General features: G+C 66.6%; 23 protein-coding genes and 1 riboswitch. Of the genes, 20 read left to right on the top strand and 3 right to left on the bottom strand.

Going from position 1 to position 19,005, the window contains the following annotated elements:
* Positions 1-111 precede the first annotated feature (111 nt).
* The 13 genes from glyA to BJI69_RS02925 all read left to right on the top strand — a co-directional run bounded on the left by glyA (position 112) and on the right by BJI69_RS02925 (position 10,523).
* A complete protein-coding gene (glyA, locus tag BJI69_RS02980) occupies positions 112-1,368 on the top strand; it encodes a serine hydroxymethyltransferase (RefSeq protein ID WP_046969471.1) in 1,257 nt (418 codons plus the stop codon).
* 3 nt (positions 1,369-1,371) lie between these two features.
* Entirely contained in the window at positions 1,372-1,887 is a 516-nt protein-coding gene (gene nrdR / locus BJI69_RS02975) for a transcriptional regulator NrdR (protein WP_046969470.1), read from the top strand.
* A gap of 41 nt (positions 1,888-1,928) precedes the next feature.
* Entirely contained in the window at positions 1,929-2,993 is a 1,065-nt protein-coding gene (gene ribD / locus BJI69_RS02970; RefSeq protein ID WP_046969493.1) for a bifunctional diaminohydroxyphosphoribosylaminopyrimidine deaminase/5-amino-6-(5-phosphoribosylamino)uracil reductase RibD, read from the top strand.
* Positions 2,990-3,970, top strand: a complete 981-nt coding sequence (locus BJI69_RS02965) for a Gfo/Idh/MocA family protein (protein WP_211258547.1) — start codon at positions 2,990-2,992, stop codon at positions 3,968-3,970. The genes ribD and BJI69_RS02965 overlap by 4 nt, the downstream gene beginning before the upstream one ends.
* A gap of 173 nt (positions 3,971-4,143) precedes the next feature.
* Positions 4,144-4,294, top strand: a riboswitch (FMN riboswitch).
* Positions 4,279-4,419, top strand: a complete 141-nt coding sequence (locus BJI69_RS22480) for a hypothetical protein (protein WP_154670737.1) — start codon at positions 4,279-4,281, stop codon at positions 4,417-4,419. It overlaps the preceding riboswitch by 16 nt.
* Before the next feature lies 1 nt (position 4,420).
* Complete coding sequence (locus BJI69_RS02960) at positions 4,421-5,062, top strand: riboflavin synthase (protein WP_046969469.1); 642 nt, start codon at positions 4,421-4,423, stop codon at positions 5,060-5,062.
* Between the two features lie 12 nt (positions 5,063-5,074).
* Positions 5,075-6,166, top strand: a complete 1,092-nt coding sequence (ribB, locus tag BJI69_RS02955; RefSeq protein ID WP_046969468.1) for a 3,4-dihydroxy-2-butanone-4-phosphate synthase — start codon at positions 5,075-5,077, stop codon at positions 6,164-6,166.
* Complete coding sequence (ldcA, locus tag BJI69_RS02950) at positions 6,166-7,098, top strand: muramoyltetrapeptide carboxypeptidase (RefSeq protein WP_046969467.1); 933 nt, start codon at positions 6,166-6,168, stop codon at positions 7,096-7,098. The genes ribB and ldcA overlap by 1 nt, the downstream gene beginning before the upstream one ends.
* A gap of 41 nt (positions 7,099-7,139) precedes the next feature.
* A complete protein-coding gene (ribH, locus tag BJI69_RS02945; protein WP_046969466.1) occupies positions 7,140-7,607 on the top strand; it encodes a 6,7-dimethyl-8-ribityllumazine synthase in 468 nt (155 codons plus the stop codon).
* The gene (gene nusB / locus BJI69_RS02940; protein WP_046969465.1) at positions 7,604-8,053 is read left to right on the top strand and encodes a transcription antitermination factor NusB; all 450 of its coding nucleotides are present in this window, start codon (positions 7,604-7,606) and stop codon (positions 8,051-8,053) included. The genes ribH and nusB overlap by 4 nt, the downstream gene beginning before the upstream one ends.
* Positions 8,054-8,088: 35 nt before the next feature.
* Positions 8,089-9,042 carry a thiamine-phosphate kinase gene (gene thiL / locus BJI69_RS02935; RefSeq protein ID WP_046969464.1) on the top strand — a complete coding sequence of 318 codons (954 nt, stop codon included), beginning with the start codon at positions 8,089-8,091 and terminating at the stop codon, positions 9,040-9,042.
* Positions 9,039-9,539 carry a phosphatidylglycerophosphatase A family protein gene (locus BJI69_RS02930; RefSeq protein WP_046969463.1) on the top strand — a complete coding sequence of 167 codons (501 nt, stop codon included), beginning with the start codon at positions 9,039-9,041 and terminating at the stop codon, positions 9,537-9,539. The genes thiL and BJI69_RS02930 overlap by 4 nt, the downstream gene beginning before the upstream one ends.
* 9 nt (positions 9,540-9,548) lie before the next feature.
* A complete protein-coding gene (locus BJI69_RS02925; RefSeq protein ID WP_046969462.1) occupies positions 9,549-10,523 on the top strand; it encodes a potassium channel beta subunit family protein in 975 nt (324 codons plus the stop codon).
* A gap of 139 nt (positions 10,524-10,662) precedes the next feature.
* Here the strand turns inward: BJI69_RS02925 and BJI69_RS02920 are convergent, their stop codons facing one another.
* The gene (locus BJI69_RS02920) at positions 10,663-11,397 is read right to left on the bottom strand and encodes a 16S rRNA (uracil(1498)-N(3))-methyltransferase (RefSeq protein WP_046969461.1); all 735 of its coding nucleotides are present in this window, start codon (positions 11,395-11,397) and stop codon (positions 10,663-10,665) included.
* 84 nt (positions 11,398-11,481) lie between these two features.
* On the opposite strand from BJI69_RS02920, the gene BJI69_RS02915 reads away from it, so the two are divergent.
* Positions 11,482-12,108: a 2-hydroxychromene-2-carboxylate isomerase gene (locus tag BJI69_RS02915; RefSeq protein WP_046969460.1), complete on the top strand. Its 627-nt coding sequence runs from the start codon at positions 11,482-11,484 to the stop codon at positions 12,106-12,108.
* On the opposite strand, the gene BJI69_RS02910 is transcribed toward BJI69_RS02915, so the two are convergent.
* Positions 12,105-13,475: an adenosylmethionine--8-amino-7-oxononanoate transaminase gene (locus BJI69_RS02910; protein ID WP_046969459.1), complete on the bottom strand. Its 1,371-nt coding sequence runs from the start codon at positions 13,473-13,475 to the stop codon at positions 12,105-12,107. The two genes, BJI69_RS02915 and BJI69_RS02910, sit on opposite strands and share 4 nt — an antisense overlap.
* Positions 13,476-13,530: 55 nt before the next feature.
* On the opposite strand from BJI69_RS02910, the gene gspN reads away from it, so the two are divergent.
* The 5 genes from gspN to mazG are packed head-to-tail and all read left to right on the top strand — an operon-like array spanning position 13,531 to position 17,252.
* A complete protein-coding gene (gene gspN, locus BJI69_RS02905) occupies positions 13,531-14,307 on the top strand; it encodes a type II secretion system protein N (protein ID WP_046969458.1) in 777 nt (258 codons plus the stop codon).
* On the top strand, positions 14,304-15,092 hold the full coding sequence (locus BJI69_RS02900; protein WP_046969457.1) for an inositol monophosphatase family protein: 789 nt from the start codon (positions 14,304-14,306) through the stop codon (positions 15,090-15,092). Before gspN ends, BJI69_RS02900 begins: the two co-directional genes overlap by 4 nt.
* Positions 15,089-15,646, top strand: coding sequence for an ADP compounds hydrolase NudE (nudE, locus tag BJI69_RS02895; protein ID WP_046969456.1), 558 nt, complete (start codon positions 15,089-15,091; stop codon positions 15,644-15,646). Before BJI69_RS02900 ends, nudE begins: the two co-directional genes overlap by 4 nt.
* Complete coding sequence (gene cysQ, locus BJI69_RS02890; protein ID WP_046969455.1) at positions 15,643-16,464, top strand: 3'(2'),5'-bisphosphate nucleotidase CysQ; 822 nt, start codon at positions 15,643-15,645, stop codon at positions 16,462-16,464. The genes nudE and cysQ overlap by 4 nt, the downstream gene beginning before the upstream one ends.
* A 29-nt stretch (positions 16,465-16,493) precedes the next feature.
* Positions 16,494-17,252, top strand: a complete 759-nt coding sequence (gene mazG / locus BJI69_RS02885) for a nucleoside triphosphate pyrophosphohydrolase (RefSeq protein ID WP_046969491.1) — start codon at positions 16,494-16,496, stop codon at positions 17,250-17,252.
* Positions 17,253-17,428: 176 nt separating this feature from the next.
* Here mazG and BJI69_RS02880 read toward each other — a convergent pair whose 3' ends face one another.
* Positions 17,429-17,968 carry a hypothetical protein gene (locus tag BJI69_RS02880; RefSeq protein WP_046969454.1) on the bottom strand — a complete coding sequence of 180 codons (540 nt, stop codon included), beginning with the start codon at positions 17,966-17,968 and terminating at the stop codon, positions 17,429-17,431.
* Between the two features lie 170 nt (positions 17,969-18,138).
* Here BJI69_RS02880 and BJI69_RS02875 point away from each other — a divergent pair, with 170 nt between their 5' ends.
* Positions 18,139-18,909, top strand: a complete 771-nt coding sequence (locus BJI69_RS02875) for a head GIN domain-containing protein (protein WP_046969453.1) — start codon at positions 18,139-18,141, stop codon at positions 18,907-18,909.
* Positions 18,910-19,005: the final 96 nt, after the last annotated feature.

Here is a 19,005-nt window from a genome sequence, read left to right as displayed (position 1 = left end):
ACGGCCCGGTCAAGCGGGTCGCGGGCCCGGTGAGACTGTGGGCAGTGGCTGCAAACGCCCGCGAGCGCTACACTTTCCGTCTTGTTTCCCACCTGCCCCCATGAGGTCGAGATGTTCCCGAAGGATGCAACGATCGCCGGCTATGACGACGAACTGGCCAAGGCCATCGCCAACGAGGCCCGTCGCCAGGAAGATCACGTCGAACTGATCGCCTCCGAGAACTACGCCAGCCCGCGGGTGATGGAAGCCCAGGGTTCGGTGCTGACCAACAAGTACGCCGAGGGGTATCCGGGCAAGCGTTACTACGGTGGCTGCGAATACGTCGACGTGGCCGAGAAGCTCGCCATCGATCGCCTGAAGCAGTTGTTCGGTGCCGATTACGCCAACGTGCAGCCGCATTCCGGCTCCCAGGCCAACCAGGCCGTGTATTTCGCCCTCCTGCAGCCGGGCGACACCATCCTCGGCATGAGCCTCGCCCACGGTGGTCACCTGACCCACGGCGCCAAGGTCAACCTGTCGGGCAAGCTCTTCAACGCCGTGCAGTACGGCATCGACCCGGTGTCGGGCCTCGTCGACTACAACGAAGTCGAGCGCCTCGCCGTCGAGCACAAGCCGAAGATGATCGTCGCCGGCTTTTCCGCCTACTCGCAGATCCTCGACTGGGGTCGGTTCCGCGCCATCGCGGACAAGGTCGGTGCCTACCTGTTCGTCGACATGGCCCATATCGCTGGCCTGGTCGCCGCGGGCGAGTATCCGAACCCGATCGAGCACGCACACGTCGTCACCTCGACCACGCACAAGACGCTGCGCGGTCCGCGCGGCGGCATCATCGTCGCCAAGGGCCTGGGTGAGGAGCTGGAAAAGAAGCTCCAGTCCATCGTCTTCCCTGGTATTCAGGGCGGTCCGCTGATGCACGTGATCGCGGCCAAGGCCGTCGCCTTCAAGGAGGCGCTGGAGCCCTCGTTCAAGACCTACCAGGCGCAGGTCGTGAAGAACGCCAAGGCCATGGCGAAGACCTTCATCGAGCGAGGCTACAAGATCGTCTCCGGCGGCACCGAGAACCATCTCATGCTGATCGACCTGATCGGTCGCGACGCCACGGGCAAGGACGCGGAAGCGGCGCTGGGCAAGGCGCATATCACCGTGAACAAGAACGCGGTGCCAAACGATCCCCGGTCGCCCTTCGTCACGTCGGGCCTGCGCGTCGGTACGCCGGCCATCACCACCCGCGGGTACGACGAAGCCGCCACGGTGGAACTCACCCAGTGGATATGCGACGTGCTCGACGCCCCGGGTGACGATTCGGTCATCGCCAGCGTGCGTGAGAAGGTCACGGCACAGTGCGCACGATTCCCGGTTTACGGCTGATCGATGCATTGTCCGTTCTGCCAGCATGAAGACACGCGTGTCATCGACTCCCGTCTTACGGAGGACGGTGGCACGGTGCGGCGTCGCCGCGAGTGTCCGCAGTGCAGCGAGCGTTTCAACACGTTCGAAACGGCGGAGCTGAAGCTTCCGGCGATCGTCAAATCCGGCGATCGTCGCGAGCCTTTCGACGAACACAAACTGCGCGTCGGCTTCGAGCGCGCGTTGCAGAAGCGCCCCGTCGCCAGCGACGCGGTGGACGGCGCCGTGCGCGCCGTGGTCAACGACCTGCGTCGCTGCGGCGAGCGCGAAGTTCCGTCGCGACAGGTGGGTGAACTGGTGATGCGCGAGCTGAAAGCGCTCGACCAGGTCGCCTACGTGCGTTTCGCCTCCGTGTACCGTCGGTTCGAAGACGTCCATGCCTTCCGCGAGGAGATCGAGAAGCTCGAACGCGACCTGCCGTCGCTCGAGGGTCTGCAACTGCCGCTGCTCGACGCAGCCAGGCGCGGGCGCAAGAGCTGACCATGTCGCGGCCGTTCTTCCCCGCCATGGACCACGTACACATGGCGCACGCCCTGCGCCTGGCCGAGCGCGGCCTGCATACCACCCAACCGAACCCCCGCGTGGGCTGCGTCATCGCGCGCGGCGACACCGTGCTGGGCACCGGCTGGCATCCGCGCGCGGGACAACCGCATGCGGAAATTTTCGCGCTTCGCGAAGCGGGTGACGCCGCACGCGGCGCCACCGCTTACGTCACCCTCGAACCCTGTGCCCACCACGGCCGGACACCGCCCTGCGCCGACGCCTTGATCGCCGCGGGTGTCGGTCGTGTGGTGATCGCGCACGAAGACCCCTTCGACAAGGTCGACGGCGCCGGCATCGCGAGGCTGCGCGACGCGGGCATCGGCGTACAGGTAGGCCTGATGCGTGACGCCGCGCGCGAGCTGAACATCGGTTTCTTCAGTCGTATCGAACGGCAACGTCCCTGGGTACGTGTGAAGCTGGCGATGAGCCTGGACGGGCGCACCGCGCTCGCCGACGGCTCGTCGAAGTGGATCACCGGTGACGCGGCGCGTGCCGACGTACAGCGTTGGCGCGCCCGTTCATCGGCGATCCTTTCCGCGAGCGGCACGGTGCTTGCCGACGACCCGCACCTCACCGTACGGCTGCCGGAAGGCGAGGCCTTCGTGCCGCCGTTGCGTGCGATCGTCGATACGCGCCTGCGTACGCCGGCAGGCGCACACGTGCTGGACGACAGCGCCCCGACCGTGCTGTTCCATGCGGACGATGCGTCAGTGCCCACGCACCTGTCCGGGGTACGTCGCGCCGCCATTCGTCGTGACGATGGCGGTGGCCTCGATCTTCGCGCAGTCCTTCACTGGCTGGCACGCGAGGACGTCAACGAAGTGCATGTCGAGGCCGGGCCGGTGCTCTGTGGCGCGCTACTCGCCGCGGGCCTGGCCGACGAGCTGCTCGTCTACATCGCGCCGATCCTGCTGGGTCATACCGGCCGCCCCATGCTGAACCTGCCGCCGCTGGACGACATGGCCTCGCGCTGGAAGCTGCACACCGTGGACCGCCGCCAGGTCGGCGACGATATGCGCCTGCAGCTTCGCCCCACCCGGTGAGTACGCTGTCCCACGTGCGTTGGGGCATCATCGGCTGCGGCGCGGTGACCGAGGTCAAGAGCGGTCCGGCGTTCTCGAACGTGCCCGATTCCTCCCTGGCCGCGGTGATGCGCCGTGACGGCGACAAGGCGCGTGATTACGCTCAACGCCATGGGGTGCCGCGTTGGTACGACGACGCGGCGGCGCTCATCGCCGACCCGACCGTCGACGCCGTCTATATCGCCACACCGCCTTCGAGCCATCGCGACTACGCGCTGATGGCGATCGCCGCCGGCAAGGCGGTGTACGTCGAGAAGCCGATGGCGATCGACCACGCGGAATGCATGGCGATCGTCGAGGCGGGCAGGGCGGCCCGCGTACCGGTGTTCGTCGCCTATTACCGCCGTATGCTGCCGCGGTTTCGCCGGATCGCGGCACTGCTCGCCGAAGGTGCCATCGGCACGCCGCGACTGGTCAACGTGCTCCTCCATCATCCTTTCGAGGCGCGCTACCAGGACCCGGCCAACCTGCCGTGGACCGTACGCCCCGAGCTGTCCGGTGGCGGGATCTTCGTCGACATCGGCTGCCACACGCTGGACATCCTCGATTTCCTGCTCGGTCCGATTGTCCAGGCGCGTGGCATGGTCTCGCACCAGATGGACGCCTATCCGGCCGAGGACACCGTGGCCATGGCCTTCGCGTTCGGCTCGGGTGTGCTCGGCACAGGGCTGTGGAATTTCTGCGCGGACCGGCGGGAGGATCGGGTCGAGATCGTCGGTGACCGTGGTCGGCTGGTTTTCGCCACCTTCGGCGAAGAGGCCATTCGCCTCGAGGCCGGCGGCCATGTGGAAGACATCCTTTTGGCCAATCCCCGGCACATACAACAGCCATTGATCGAATCCATCGTGGCCGAACTCACCGGAAAGGGCGTGTGTCCCTCGACGGCCGAGAGCGGCGCGCGGACGAACTGGGTGATGGACCAGGTGCTGAAAGCCTGACGGGGGTAGGCCGATTTATCGGCGATGGGTGCTTGCCCTGACCTGGCCCGCTGCCGCGGGTTCGCCGATGAATCGGCTCCTACACAGGGCGGGTGGGTTCGGTTGTTGCAATTGGGCTGGCGGACCCCATGCTATTCTTCGCCGGCCGGTTTCCCTTGGGGAACCAGTCTCCACAGCGTCTTCAGGGCGGGGCGAAACTCCCCACCGGCGGTAGGTTTCCGCAAGGAAACGAGCCCGCGAGCGCTTCCGGTTTCGGCCGGAAGGTCAGCAGATCCGGTCCGATGCCGGAGCCGACGGTTACAGTCCGGATGAAAGAAGACGGCGATCGCACGTTCCCCTGGGGGACGCTCGACGCCATGCGCCTTGGGGCGTTTTTCGCTCATTACCGCGGGAAACGTTTCATGAAAAACCAGATCGCCATCGTGCTCTCCCTGCAGGGAGGCCACTGACATGTTTACCGGCATCATCCAGGCCGTCGGCCGCATTGCGCGGCTGGAACCGCGTGGTGGCGACGTACGCCTCGTCGTCGATACGGCGGCACTCGACATGGCCGATGTGGCCCTTGGCGACAGCATCTCGGTCTCCGGCGTCTGCCTGACCGTGATCGACTTCGACGCGACGAGCTTCGCCGCCGACGTCTCCAATGAAACCCTCGCCCACACTACGCTCGGCAAGCACAAGGCCGGCGACACCGTGAATCTGGAAAAGGCGCTCCGCCTTGCCGACCGCCTCGGTGGCCACCTGGTTTCCGGCCATGTGGACGGGGCGGGCAAGGTCGTCTCCGTCGTTCCGGACGGCCGCTCGCTGCGCTGGACCTTCGAGGTACCCAGTGACATCGCGCGCTACATCGCTCACAAGGGCTCGGTCTGCATCGACGGCACCAGCCTCACCGTGAACGAAGTCAACGGCAATCGCTTCGGCGTGAACCTTATTCCCCATACGGTGGAACACACGACGTTCGCCGCGCGTCGCCCCGGCGACGGCGTGAACATCGAAGTGGACGTGGTCGCCCGTTACATCGAACGCCTGCTTTCCGCTGGTGACACCCCGCGCCTCGACGAGGCCTTCCTGAAGCAACACGGCTTCGTCTGACCCGGACCTCCCATGCCTTTCAATACGATTCCCGAGATCCTCGAAGACTTCCGCCAGGGCCGCATGGTCGTCATCCTCGATGACGAAGACCGTGAAAACGAAGGCGACATCGTCATGGCCGCCGAGAAGGTGCGCCCGGAAGACGTCAACTTCATGGTCCGCGAGGCACGTGGCCTGCTGTGCCTGACGCTGACCGAAAAACACACGCGGCAGCTCGGCCTCAAGCCGATGGTCAGCGACAACAACTCGCCGTACCACACCAACTTCACCGTCTCGATCGAAGCGGCGGAAGGCGTCACCACGGGCATCTCCGCCCACGACCGCGCGCGCACCATCCAGGTCGCCGCGGCGGCCGATGCGAAGCCCGCCGACATCACCATGCCGGGGCACATCTTTCCGCTGACAGCGCAGGCCGGTGGCGTCCTCAGCCGGGCCGGGCATACGGAAGCCGGTTGCGACCTGGCCACCCTGGCGGGCATGCAGCCCTCGTCGGTGCTGATCGAGATCCTGCACGACGACGGCTCGATGGCACGCCGTCCGGAGCTGGAGATCTTCGCCGCGAAGCATGGCCTGAAGATCGGCACGATTGCCGACCTGATCCGCTACCGCCTCGAGACCGAGAAGACGATCGAGCGCGTGCACGAAGAAGACGTGGACACCGAGTTCGGCCCGTTCAAGCTGGTCGCCTATCGCGACGGTATCCGTCGCGGCCTGCACTTCGCCCTGGTCCGTGGCGATGTTGCCAACGGCGAGCCCGTGCTGACCCGCGTGCATGTGCGCAATACGCTGTCCGACGTGCTCCACCTCAAGCGCGACGATCTCGGCCAGACCGTCACCGAGGCGCTGCGCAAGATCGACGCGGAACAGCGCGGTGTCCTGGTGGTGCTTTCCGGCGAAGACACGCCGGACGCGCTGCTGGCGCGGCTCAGGCGTGACGTGGCACCGATGCCGGCACCGAAGGACGACCAGGAATGGCGCCAGACCGGTCTCGGTGCGCAGATCCTCGCCGACCTGGGCGTGAAACGACTCCGCGTCATCGGCACCCCGCGTAAGCTGGTCGGTATCGCGGGCTTCGGCCTGGAAGTGGTGGAGCAGGCCGGTTGATGACCCCGACATACGATATTCGCCTGATCGCTCCTTCCGGCTACCCGCACAACCCCGAAGCCATGGCTCGCGGCATCGCGCGACTGGAAGAGGCTGGCCACACGGTGCAGGGCAAGGACGTCCTCGAGCGCCGCCAGCTCCGTTTCGCGGGCAGCGATGCCGAGCGCGCCGCGGACATCAATGCGCTGGCCGATACGTCGAAGCCCTTGCCCGATGTGGCCCTGGCCATTCGGGGTGGCTATGGCGCGCATCCGTTGTTGCCGCTGCTCGATTACGAGGGGTTGCGCGACCGCCTCGGCGCTGCGCCGCTTGCCCTTGTCGGGCACAGCGACTTCACGGCCCTGCAATGCGCGCTGTTCGCCCGGAGTGGCCTGGTGACCCTGGGTGGGCCGATGCTGGGCGCGGATTTCGGTGCGCCCGAACTCGATGCACAGACCTGGGCACACTTCTGGGACACGCTGGCGGCCGACGAAGGCCGCGCCACATGGGCCACGGCGGATGCCGTCGACCTGGACGTCGAGGGGACGGTATGGGGTGGCAACCTGGCCATGCTGACCAGCCTCATCGGGTCGCCGTTTTTCCCTGAGATCGATGGGGGCATCCTCTTCGTCGAGGACATCGCCGAGCCGGCCTACCGGGTCGAGCGCATGCTCTACCACCTGGTCCACGCCGGCGTGCTGGCCCGGCAGAAGGCCCTGGTCATCGGCGATTTCACCAGCTACCGGACCACCGAATACGACAACGGCTACGACCTGGACGCCACCTTCGAGCGGATCGCCGCCGTGGTGGGCATCCCTATCGTCCGTGGGCTGCCGTTTGGCCACGACGCCGCCAAGTTCACCCTGCCTTTTGGTGCCCCGGGACGGCTGGTTGTCGCCGATGGGACCGCCGTGCTTACCTTCAGCGGCCACCCCAGGCCGAAAACCCCGTAAAATAACCGGCCGCCAGCGGCCCGCCCGCCACAGGACTACCCATGAAGATCATCGAAGGCGATTTCGCCACCCCCAAGGGCCGTTTCGCCATCGTTGCCGGCCGTTTCAATGCGTTCGTCGTCGAACCCCTGGTCGAAGGCGCGCGTGACGCGCTGGTTCGCCACGGTGTGAAAGAAGACGCGATCGACCTGATCCGCGTGCCCGGCGCGTTCGAAATCCCGCAGGCCGCCTACAAGATCGCCGGCTCCGGCAAGTACGCCGCCGTGCTCGGCCTGGGCGCGGTCATCCGGGGTTCGACCCCGCATTTCGACTACGTCGCCGGCGAAGCCGCCAAGGGTCTCGGCCAGGCCGCGTACGCTTCCGGCGTGCCGGTGTCGTTCGGCGTCCTCACGACCGACAGCATCGAGCAGGCGATCGAGCGCGCCGGCACCAAGGCCGGCAACAAGGGCGTGGATGCGGCCATGGTCGCGATCGAGATGGTCAACCTCTACGCGAAGCTCGGTAAATGAACAACACTCCTCCGCACGGCATCGACCTCGCCGCCCGTTCGCGCGCGCGTCGCCGCGCCCTGCAGGCGCTGTACGCCTGGCAGATCGGCGGCAGCAAGATGGGTAACGTCATCGAGCAGTTCCGTCACGAGCAGGACATGGTCGTGGCTGACCTCGAGTACTTCGAGGACATCCTGCGTGGCGTGGAAAAGCACGTGAAGGAACTCGACGACGGCATCAAGCCGTTCGTCGATCGTGAAGTGTCGCAAATCGATCCCATCGAGCTGTCGGCCCTGCGCATGGGTGCCTACGAGCTGAAGTACCGCCCGGACGTGCCATATCGCGTGGTCATCAACGAAGCCGTCGAGGCGACCAAGCGCTTCGGTGCGGATCATGGCCACAGCTATGTGAACGGTGTGCTCGACAAACTCGCGACGCATTGGCGTACGGCCGAGAAGCGATCCTGATCATGCCGCGAATCCTCGCGGGCTAAGGAAGCTGCATGGAATTCGACCTGATCGACCGCATCCGCCGGCATACGGACGTCCACCGCGACGACGTACTGACCGGCATCGGTGACGACGCCGCCGTGGTCGCCGTCCCGGCCGGCCGCGAACTGGCGGTTGCCGTGGACACCCTCGTCGAGGGGGTCCATTTTCCCGTCGGGACCGCTGCCGCCGATATCGGCTGGAAGGCGCTTGCGGTAAACCTGTCCGACCTCGCGGCCATGGGCGCGACGCCGGCCTGGGCTCTGCTGGCGCTCACGCTGCCGGATAGCGACGAAGCTTTTGTCGATGGCCTCGCACGCGGGTTCGCCGAACTGGCGACACCGCTGCGTCTTGCCCTCATCGGTGGCGACACCACGCGTGGCCCCTTGACCGTCACGGTGGTCGTGCATGGCTTCACCGCGCCGGGAGACGCGCTGCTGCGTTCCGGCGCGCGGGCAGGCGATGCGATCATGGTCACCGGTACGCTCGGCGACGCCGCCGCCGGCCTTCGCTGCCTTGCCGAGGCGGACGCCTCGCCGTACGCGGCACTCATCGAACGTCTCAACCGGCCAACGCCACGGGTGGCCGCCGGGAACGGTCTGCGTGGCATCGCCACGGCGTGCATCGATGTTTCCGACGGGCTCGTCGCCGACCTCGGCCACATCTGCAAGGCCAGCGGTGTCGGTGCGGAAATCGATGCCGCCATGCTGCCACGTTCGTCCGCGCTCCTCACCCATTTCGAGGATGCCGACACGATCGACTTCGCGCTGTCCGGTGGCGACGACTACGAACTCTGCTTCACCGTGCCGGCCGATCGCGCTGGCGAAGTGTCGGCCAACATGGCCCGCCTCGGTGGCGGTGCGACACGCATCGGGCGCATCGTGGAAGGTGCCGGCGTGCGCGTGCTCGGCCTCGACGGTGCGGAGATGGTGCTGTCGCGCGCTGGCTGGAACCACTTCGTCGCATGAGCACGAAATACGTCCTCGATCCCGCAGACCGCCGTCGCCTGATGGCGTCGCCGGCGGGGTGGATCGCCTGCGGTTTCGGATCGGGCTTTGCGCCGAAGGCGCAGGGGACGTTCGGTTCACTCGCCGCTATCGTGCCTTGGTTGCTCCTGCGCGGCCTTTCCGTGCCCGCGTGGATCGCTGTCATCGTCGTCGCCTTCGTGATCGGTGTATGGGCCTGTCACGTGGCCGGGCGCATCCTTGGCGTCGACGATCATCGCAGCCTGGTGTGGGACGAATTCGTCGGGCTCTGGATCACGCTCCTGCCCGCGCTGGTTGCACCGTGGTGGGCCGTCATTCTCGGCTTTGCCCTGTTTCGTCTTTTCGACGTGTGGAAGCCGTGGCCGATCGCGTGGTTCGACCGACGCGTGAAAGGCGGCCTCGGCGTCATGCTCGATGATGTGATTGCCGGACTTTTCGCCGGCATCGTCCTCTATCTGGTCCTGTTGATCGTTCGCTAAGGAATCGCCATGGAATACCGTCGCCTGGGTTCAACCGGCCTGAAGATTTCCGCGCTGTCGTATGGCGCGTGGGTCACCTTCGGGCGCCAGGTCGGCCGCTCCGAAGCGCGTGACCTGATCGCGCTGGCCTACGACAACGGGGTCAACTTCTTCGACAACGCCGAGACGTACAACGCAGGCGATGCTGAGCGCTTGATGGGCGATGTGATCGCCGACCTGCGCTTGCCGCGCGATGCGTACTGCGTGTCGAGCAAGGTGTATTTCGGTGCCGTTACCGATCCGAAACCAACGCAGCGCGGTCTTTCTCGCAAGCACGTTTTCGACGCCTGCCACCAGGCACTCGAGCGGCTTCGCGTCGACTACCTGGACATGTACTTCTGCCATCGCCCCGACCCGGATACGCCGGTGCTGGAAACCGTGTGGGCGATGGATACGCTGATTCGCCAGGGCAAGGTGCTCTACTGGGGCACGAGCGAATGGCCGGCCGAGCTCATCGCCGAAGCGCATCGTGTCGCCCGCGACAACCATCTCATCGCGCCGTCGATGGAGCAGCCGCAGTACAACCTGCTGCATCGTGAGCGCGTCGAGCGCGAGTACGGATCGCTGTACGAGCAATACGGCATGGGTACGACGATCTGGTCGCCGCTGGCGTCGGGTCTGCTCACCGGCAAGTACAACGACGGCGTGCCCGGCGATTCGCGGCTCGGGCAACCCGGCAACGCGTGGTTGCGCGATGCGCTTCTTGAAGACGACGGTGCGAAGTTGAAGGCGGTTCGCGCGCTGGCACCGATTGCTGCCGACCTCGGTCTGCCGATGGCGCGCTTCTCGCTCGCCTGGTGCCTGAAGAATCCGCACGTTTCGACCGTCATCCTCGGTGCGAGCAAGACGGCGCAGCTGGAAGAAAACCTGAAGGCGCTCGACGCGGTCGCGTTGTTCGACGATGCCGTGATGCGCCGGATCGACAAGGCCCTGACCGCGTCCTGACCGCGTCCTGACCGTGTTGTTGGCTGTTGTGGGAGCCGATTCATCGGCGATCCCGCGGTAGCGGGCCAGGTTACGGCGAGCACCCATCGCCGATGAATCGGCTCCCACAGTCGCCGATGAATCGGCTCCCACAAGACCTCTACATATCGCCGTAGAGGGCTTGCAGCGCCGCAATCGCGGCGAGGCCGGCGGTTTCGGTACGCAGGATGCGCGGACCGAGCTTCAGTCCGATGAAACCGGCGGCATCCAGCGCCGCGCGATCGCGCTCGCCGAATCCACCTTCAGGGCCGATGGCGAGGATGGCGGTGCCGCTCAGCTGGAGTTCGCCGGGACGCTTCGCGCCCTCGGGCAGCAAGGCCAGACGCATGGGGCCGCCTTCGCCCAGTGAACCGAGCCACGCCGCCAACGGCTGGGCCGCCTCGATCACCGGCACGCGCGCCCGGCCCGATTGCTCGCACGCGCTCGACGCCACCGCGCGCCAGTGAGCGAGTCGCTTTTCGCTGCGGGCGGCGTCCAGTTTCACTTCCGAGCGTTCCGTCAGGACCGGGACGATGCGGGCGATGCCGAGCTCGGTTGCCTTCTGCACGATCAGGTCCATCTTCTCGCCGCGGGCGACGCCCTGGACGAGGGTGAGCGACAGGGGCGATTCGTTGGCGACCACACGGCCTTCGCCGACCGAGGCGACCACCTCGCGCTTGCCGACCGACGCCAGCGTCGCGTCGAACTCCATGCCGTCGTCGCCAGCAAACAGCACCACGGGCGCGCCGACCTCCATACGCAGCACGCGGGCCACGTGCTCGCCGGCCTGGGCGGGCAGGGTGACCTCACGGCCACTGGCCAGCGGCGTGTCAACATGGATGCGGATCGTTCGCATGAATGAGTCTCGTGTCACGGAATGTCCATTGTAGCGAGCGGCGGGCCTCGCTATCGTCAAGCTATTCACGACGGAGCCGCGTGCATGCCGATCGCCTGGTACTTCGATTTCGTTTCCATGTTCAGCTGGCTGCAGTGGCCGGCGGTGCGCGAGCTGTGCAAGACCCGGGACGTGTCGCTACGGCCGATCCTGTTCGGTGCCCTGCTCAAGCAGATGGAGCAGCGCGGCCCGGCGGAGATCGACGGCAAGCGCGAGTTCACTTACCGCTATGCCCTGTGGCGGGCGCGCCAGGCCAATGTGCCGTTGAGGTTTCCGCCGACCCATCCCTTCAATCCGCTGCCGGCCCTGCGGCTGTGCATCGCGGCGGGCGGCACCGTCGAAGCGGTGGGTGCGATCTTCGAATGGATCTGGGCCCACGGACGCGCGGCGGATACGGCGGAGGCCCTTGCACCCCTGGCGGCCTCGCTGGGGATCGCCGATGTGCGTGCCGCGTTGTCGACGCCCGAGGTCAAGGCCTCGCTGCAGGCCAACTTCGAGCTGGCCATGCAGCAACGGGTGTTCGGCGTGCCGACGCTGGCCATCGGCAGCGAATTGTTCTGGGGTGCGGACGCCCACGATTTCGCCATGGACTTCCTCGCTCATCCCGATCTGTTCGACGACCCGGAGATGGCCCGGCTGGGCGATCTCCCGGTGGGGCTGTCGCGTATCTAGCGCACGGCCTTTTCGATGCCCGCCATCGCGGTCTCGACCATGAAGTCGATCTCGCGCTCGGTGATGACGTAGGGCGGCATGAAGTACACGATGTTGCCGAGCGGCCGCAGCAAGGCGCCGTGCTCGAGTCCATGGCGATAGACGCGCAGGCCACGGCGATCCGCGGCGGGGAAGGGCGCGCGGGTCTTCTTGTCGGCGACCAGTTCGATGGCCGCGATCATCCCGGTCTGGCGGACGTCGGCGACATGCGGATGATCGACCAACGGGGCGATCCGCTTCGCCATATGCGCCGCGAGCACGCGATTGCGCTCGAGCACCGGGTCGTCGCGGAAGATCTTCATCGTGGCGGTGGCGGCACGGCAGGCCAGCGGATTGCCGGTGTAGCTGTGCGAATGCAGGAAGGCCTTGCCCGCCGCGTATTCGGCGTAGAAGGCCTGGTAGACATCGTTCGTGGTGACGACAGCGGAGAGTGCCATGAAGCCACCGGTCAGTCCCTTGGACAGGCACATGAAGTCCGGGGAGATACCTGCCTGTTCGCAGGCGAACAAGGTGCCGGTGCGACCGAAGCCCACGGCGATTTCGTCGGCGATGAAATGCACCTGGAACTCGTCGCAGAGTGCGCGCAGGCCGGTGAGGTACGAGGCGTCGTACATGCGCATGCCGCCGGCACATTGCACCAGGGGTTCGACGATGACCGCGCAGGTTTCGTGCGCGTGCCGTTCGAGCAGGCTGCGCATCTCGCCAAGGCGCCGTATCGCGATGTCCTTCGGTGTTTCGCCCGGCTCGCCTTCGTAGGTGTCGGGCGAGGGCGCCAGCTCCGGCGTCAGCAACAGGGGCGCATAGGTCTTGCGGTAAAGCGCGACATCGCTGACCGAGAGGGCACCCAGTGTCTCGCCGTGGTAGCTGCCGGTGAGCGCGATGAAGCGGGTCTTCTCGCCATGGCCCTGGTTGAGCCAGTAGTGGAAGCTCATCTTCAGCGCGACTTCGATCGCGGCCGAGCCGTTGTCGGCCAGGAAGACGCGATCCAGACCCTTCGGGGTGATCCGGACCAGCTCCTCGGCGAGTTCGACCGCCGGTTCATGCGTGAAGCCCGCGAAGATCACGTGCTCGAGGCGGTCGAGCTGGTCTTTCAGGGCGGCGCCGATGCGCGGCTCCGCGTGCCCGAACAGGTTGGTCCACCAGGAACTGACGGCGTCGAGGTAGCGTTTGCCATCCGCGCCGACCAGCCATGCCCCTTCGCCGCGTACCACGGGTACCATGGGCAGGGTTTCGTGGTCGTGCATCTGGGTGCACGGGTGCCAGAGGACGGATCGGTCGCGCGCGACGAGCGTGTCGGCTGCCGGTGGAGCGAAAAGGGCATCGGTCATCCGCCCATGATCTCCCCCTGCCGTCCGGTCCTCAAGTCGCAGGTGAGGTGATCGTTTGAAGTGTTTTCGTCGGATCGGCCTGGTCGTCGTCCTGCTGGCGTTCGCCGCCGGCCTGTTCTACTGGTTCATGCCCGCCGGCGTGGCCGCATCCCTCCTGGCCCGCCGGGCGCACGGCTTCGTGCTCGGCGATGTCTCCGGCACCGTCTGGAACGGCCGTGCCGGCAAGGTCACCACCATCGACGGACGCGAGCTGGGGGCTTTGACCTGGCGTCTGGGTCGCGATGCGATCCTCGGACGTACGCATCTGGATCTGAACCTGGACGGCCGTGCAGGCAGGTTCCAGGGGCACCTGGAGCGGCCCGACCCGGATCACTCGATCTGGACCGGCATCGACTTCCGCCTTGATGCCGCGGCGCTGACCGGTCCGGCGCTGCCGCCAGAGCTCATTCCCGTCGGGGTCATCGAAGGCAAGGTGCCGCGCGCCGAACTGCAGGGTAACTGGCCCATCGCGCTGGACGCGGACGTGCTCTGGCGCGCCGCCGCGGTGAAGACGCCCGAAGGCCACATCACCCTGGGGAGCATCGCGCTCAAGGCGGCCAGCCAGGGCGGTATCCTGCGAGCGACCCTCGCGGACGATGGGCAGGGCTCGTTGCTGGTCCACGCAGCGCTCGCCGCGACTCCGCTGGGCTGGCGACTCGATGGTCGGCTGGTGCCGCGCATCGAGGACACGGCATTGTCCCATCTCATCGCGCGTTTCGGCCCGCTGGGCCGCGACGGCGCCGTCAATCTTCAACGCAAGGCGGGGCTCGCGCCCTCGATCACGACGCCATGACCGACACCCTCGACAAGGCCCTCGCCGCCGCCCGTGACGCCGCCGGCGCCGCGGCGGAGATCATCCTGCATTACTGGCGCACGGGAGTGGACGTCATCGTCAAGGGCGACGATACCCCGGTGACCGTTGCCGATCGCGAAGCCGAAATGGCCATCCGCGCGATCCTCGCCAAGGCACTCCCCGACGCGGGTATCTACGGCGAGGAGTACGGCGCGGACGATACGTCGCGCGAGTACGTCTGGCTGGTCGATCCGCTCGACGGGACGAAGAGCTTCGTTCGCCGGACCCCGTTCTTCTCGACCCAGATCGCGCTGATGCATCGAGGCGAACTCGTGCTTGGCGTCTCCTCGGCACCTGTCTACGGCGAGCGCATGTGGGCCGTGCGCGGACGCGGGGCCTGGCTCGATGGCGAGCCTGTCCGCGTTGCCGCCACGGCATCGATGACCGATGCCTCGATTTCCACCGGCAACGTCAAGACGCTCACGGCCGACGCGCGCTGGAACGCGCTCGGGGCCATGATTCGCGAGAGCAATCGCATTCGCGGATACGGCGACTTCTGTCATTACCACCTGCTCGCCCGGGGCGCGCTCGACCTCGTGATCGAGTCCGACGTGAATATCCTCGACATCGCCGCACTGGCGGTCATCGTGCGTGAGGCCGGTGGTGTCTTCACCGATCTCGACGGTGCGCCTCCCGGCCTGGAAACACGCAGCGTGCTGGCAGGGACGCCGGCCGTCCATGCCGCGGCACTGGCGAGACTGACCGGGGCTACAATCGACCGATGAACAAACGTCCGAAGATCCTGGCGACGCGCGACGCGCCCGACAGCCATTTCCGCCGCGTCGAAGAGGTGGACCTGGAATTCTCCAACGGCGAACGCCGTACCTACCAACGCCTCAAGGGCGGCGGCTTCGGCGCGGTCCTGATCGTCGCCATGCGCGATCCGGAAACCGTGCTTCTCGTGCGCGAATACGGCGTCGGCGTGGATCGTTACGAACTGGGCGTCCCCAAGGGTCGTCTCGATCGCGATGAAACCGCGGAGCAGGGCGCCGACCGCGAACTAAAGGAAGAGGTAGGCTTCGGCGCGCGCAAGCTGAAGATCCTGGGGACGCTCTCCTTATCGCCGTCGTACATGACCCACCTGGGTTACGTCGTGCTCGCCGAGGATCTGTACCCCGAGCGCCTGCAAGGCGACGAGCCCGAAGAATTGGAAGTGGTGCCCTGGCGCATGGACGCCCTGCACGAACTGCTCGCCCGCGACGATGTCACGGAAGGGCGATCCATTGCCGCACTCTTCATGGCCCGCGAGTACCTCGCCGGTCGCTACAAGCCAACGTGACCGCCGCACCCTGCGCTCGTTGGCTAGACCCCGTCTGCGCTATCGCGCAGCGCGCGGCCGAGGCGATCCTCGCCGTCTACGCGCAGGATTTCGAGGTCATCTGCAAGGATGACAACTCGCCGGTCACTGCCGCGGATCTCGCTGCGCAACGCGTGATCGAAGAGGGCCTGCGCGAACTCGCTCCTGGCGTGCCGGTGATTTCCGAAGAAGCGCTGGCGGCGCCCTGGTCCGAGCGTCGCACCTGGCGTCGCTACTGGCTGGTCGATCCGCTCGACGGCACGCGCGAGTTCGTCAAGCGCAATGGCGAGTTCAGCGTGAACATCGCGCTGATCGAGGATCATCGCAGCGTGCTCGGCGTCGTGCTCGCACCGGTCACCGGTGACCTCTACGCAGCAGCGCAGGGCTGCGGTGCGTGGCGGCAGAACTCGCCCACGGCCGAACGGGTCGCGATACGCGCGCGTCCCGCGACTGGCCTGCTCCGCGTGACGGGAAGCCGGTCGCATACGGGCGTGCGCGCGGCGACCCTGCTCGACCGCCTCGGCGAACACGAGACCTTTGCGCTCGGCTCGTCGTTGAAGTTTTGCGTCATCGCGCGCGGCGATGCGGACATCTACCTGCGCCTGGGTGCGACCTCGGAGTGGGATACGGCTGCCGCACAGTGCGTCCTGGAGGAAGCCGGCGGCGCCGTGCTCGATCTTGCCGGCCGACCATTTCGCTACAACACGCGTGATTCGCTGATCAATCCCGAATTCATTGCCTGCGGTGATACGTCCATCGACTGGGCAGCACGTCTCATCGATCCGGAGGACATCGCGTGACGCGACCCGTGGACGAACTCATCGCGATCATGGCGCGTCTGCGCGATCCGGAAAACGGTTGCCCCTGGGACGTGAAGCAGAGCTTCGCGACCATCGCGCCGTATACGATCGAGGAAGCGTACGAGGTCGCCGATGCGATCGATCGCAACGATATGGTCGACCTTCGCGACGAGCTCGGCGATCTACTTCTGCAGGTGGTGTTCCATTCGCGCATGGCCGAAGAGGCAGGTCACTTCGCCTTCGGTGATGTGGTCGCCGGCATTTGCGACAAGATGGTCCGTCGTCATCCGCATGTGTTCGAAGACGTCACGCACGAAAACCTGGCGGCGCAGTCGCGTGATTGGGATCGGCTGAAAGCCGAGGAGCGCGCAGCAAAGGGCGGTGAAGACGCCAGTGCGCTGGCCGGCATTTCGCATGGCCTGCCGGAGTGGCAGCGTGCGGTGAAGCTGCAGAAGCGCGCCGCCAACGTCGGCTTCGACTGGCCCGATCATCGGCCGGTGCTCGACAAGATCGTCGAAGAGATCGAAGAAGTCAGGCACGAGTTCGAGAACGGTGCCGACGAGGAGCGGCTCGCCGACGAAATCGGCGATGTGCTCTTTGTCGCGGCGAACCTGGCGCGGCATGCGAAGGTGGATGTGTCGCGTGCGCTGCGCGGAGCGAACGCGAAGTTCGAGCGCCGGTTTCGTGCGATGGAGGCGATCGCGGCGTCGGAAGGGCGGTCGTTGGCTTCCTATCCGCTCGCCGAGCAGGAAGCGTTGTGGGTTCGCGTCAAGCGCGAGGGCGGCTGAAAGCGCGCGGTGGCGTGGCCTTTGGCGCTGCGCGCCATCGCCGCTGAAGCGGCTCCCACACTAAGCCACGACACTGTGGGAGCCGCTTCAGCGGCGATGGGTACTCTCGATAACGCACAGAGAAACGGGGCCCCACGGCCCCGTTTCCGTTTCACGACGTACGTGACGCTTGGAACTTACTTGGCAGTGGAAGCCGGACCCGCCGCGGCACGCTGCTGCATGCGTGCCTTGAACGCCTCCATGTCCTGGTGACGCTTCTGGTCCTGGGCGAGGTTCTCGTCGAGGCTCTTGCGCAGGGTGGCGATCGCGGCGTCGGTGTTGGTCGGCTGCATCTGCGCACGAGCGAGGTGGCGGTAGGCGTAGTCGCGCACGCGCGGGTTCTGCGACTTGGCGAGAACCTCGTTGTACAACGCGGGCAGTTCCTTGCTGCGGCCGGTCATGACGTACAGGCGCTCGAGGCTGTGCAGGTCGCCGATGACGCCGCCTTGCTCGTGGCCGCGGCCGTGGCCACCCCATTCACCGCGGCCATGTTCGCCACCGCGACCGTCGCGGCCATCATGGCCCCACTTCGGGCCACCGGCGGGGGCGCCTGCCTGGGCGGAACGTGCGGACGGAGCGGACGGGGGCTGCGGGGCGGCATCCTGCGCGAACGCGAAGGCGGTGGAGCCGGCGAGGAGCAGGGAAGCGGCACTGGCGATCAGGGTCTTGCGTTGCATAGGTTGTCTCCCGGTTAGGTGGTGCACGGGGAAAAACGTGTCGCCTCGCCGCCGGTTGACCGGTCCGTTGCCTGCCGGTCAGCTTCGTGTGAAGAAATGAGAACGTTGCAACCCTTTCCGGGTGGCCGGCATCCATCACCGGTACACCGAATCACTACCGGAGCAAAATCATGCGCCACCTGATCCTCGCCGCCCTCCTTCTGGCGCCGGCCGCCGCCATGGCCGACAGCAGCGACTGCAAGTTCCACGCGGACCGCAACCTCGACCTCGATCTCTCCGGCGTGCGCAGCGTGACCTTCGTCACCAATTCGTACGACCTTCACGTGGAAGGGGGCGCCGCGGCGGGCAAGGGCACCGTGCATGGCAAGGCCTGCGCATCCAGCCAGGATGTCCTGGACACCCTCGTCGTCACCCAGCGGCGCGACGGCGACACCTTGCTGGTCGAACTGACCAGTGACCGCCACGGCGGCTGGGGTTTCGGTTCCCATTACAGCGACCTCAAGGTCGACGCGGCCGTGCCTTCGTCCATCCCGGTGAAGATCAACGTCGGTTCGGGTGAAGCGAAAGCCCGTGGGATCGCCTCGCTCGAATCGACCGTGGGTTCCGGCGAGCTCGAGGCCCGCGAGATCAAGGGCGCCGTCAGCACGACGGTGGGCTCGGGCGAAGCGACCTTCGAAAACACCGGCGCGGTCGATGTCAGCACGGTCGGCTCCGGTTCGCTCTCCGCGTCGGGTATCCATGGCGGCGTGCGCATCGCCACGGTCGGCTCGGGAGAAGCGAAGCTGCGCGACGTCACGGGTGATGTGAGCGTCGGCACGGTCGGTTCAGGCGAGATCGATGTCGACGGCGTCAAGGGCAACCTCACGGTCAACACCAAGGGCAGCGGCGACGTCTCGCAGCGTGGCGTCACCGGCAAGGTCGATGTGCCCCGCGATCGCTGAGGCGAGAGCGCCGTCGTTCCGCCGCGTCGCCGGGGCCTGCACGCCCCGGCGACGCGCGCACCCGATATGATCCAGCCCTGGCTGGTGGGATCCTAT

Origin of the sequence: Luteibacter rhizovicinus DSM 16549 (assembly GCF_001887595.1) — a bacterium.
In the GTDB taxonomy this organism is placed as follows: Bacteria; Pseudomonadota; Gammaproteobacteria; order Xanthomonadales; family Rhodanobacteraceae; genus Luteibacter; species Luteibacter rhizovicinus.
This window is presented reverse-complemented; position numbering and strand designations above follow the sequence as displayed.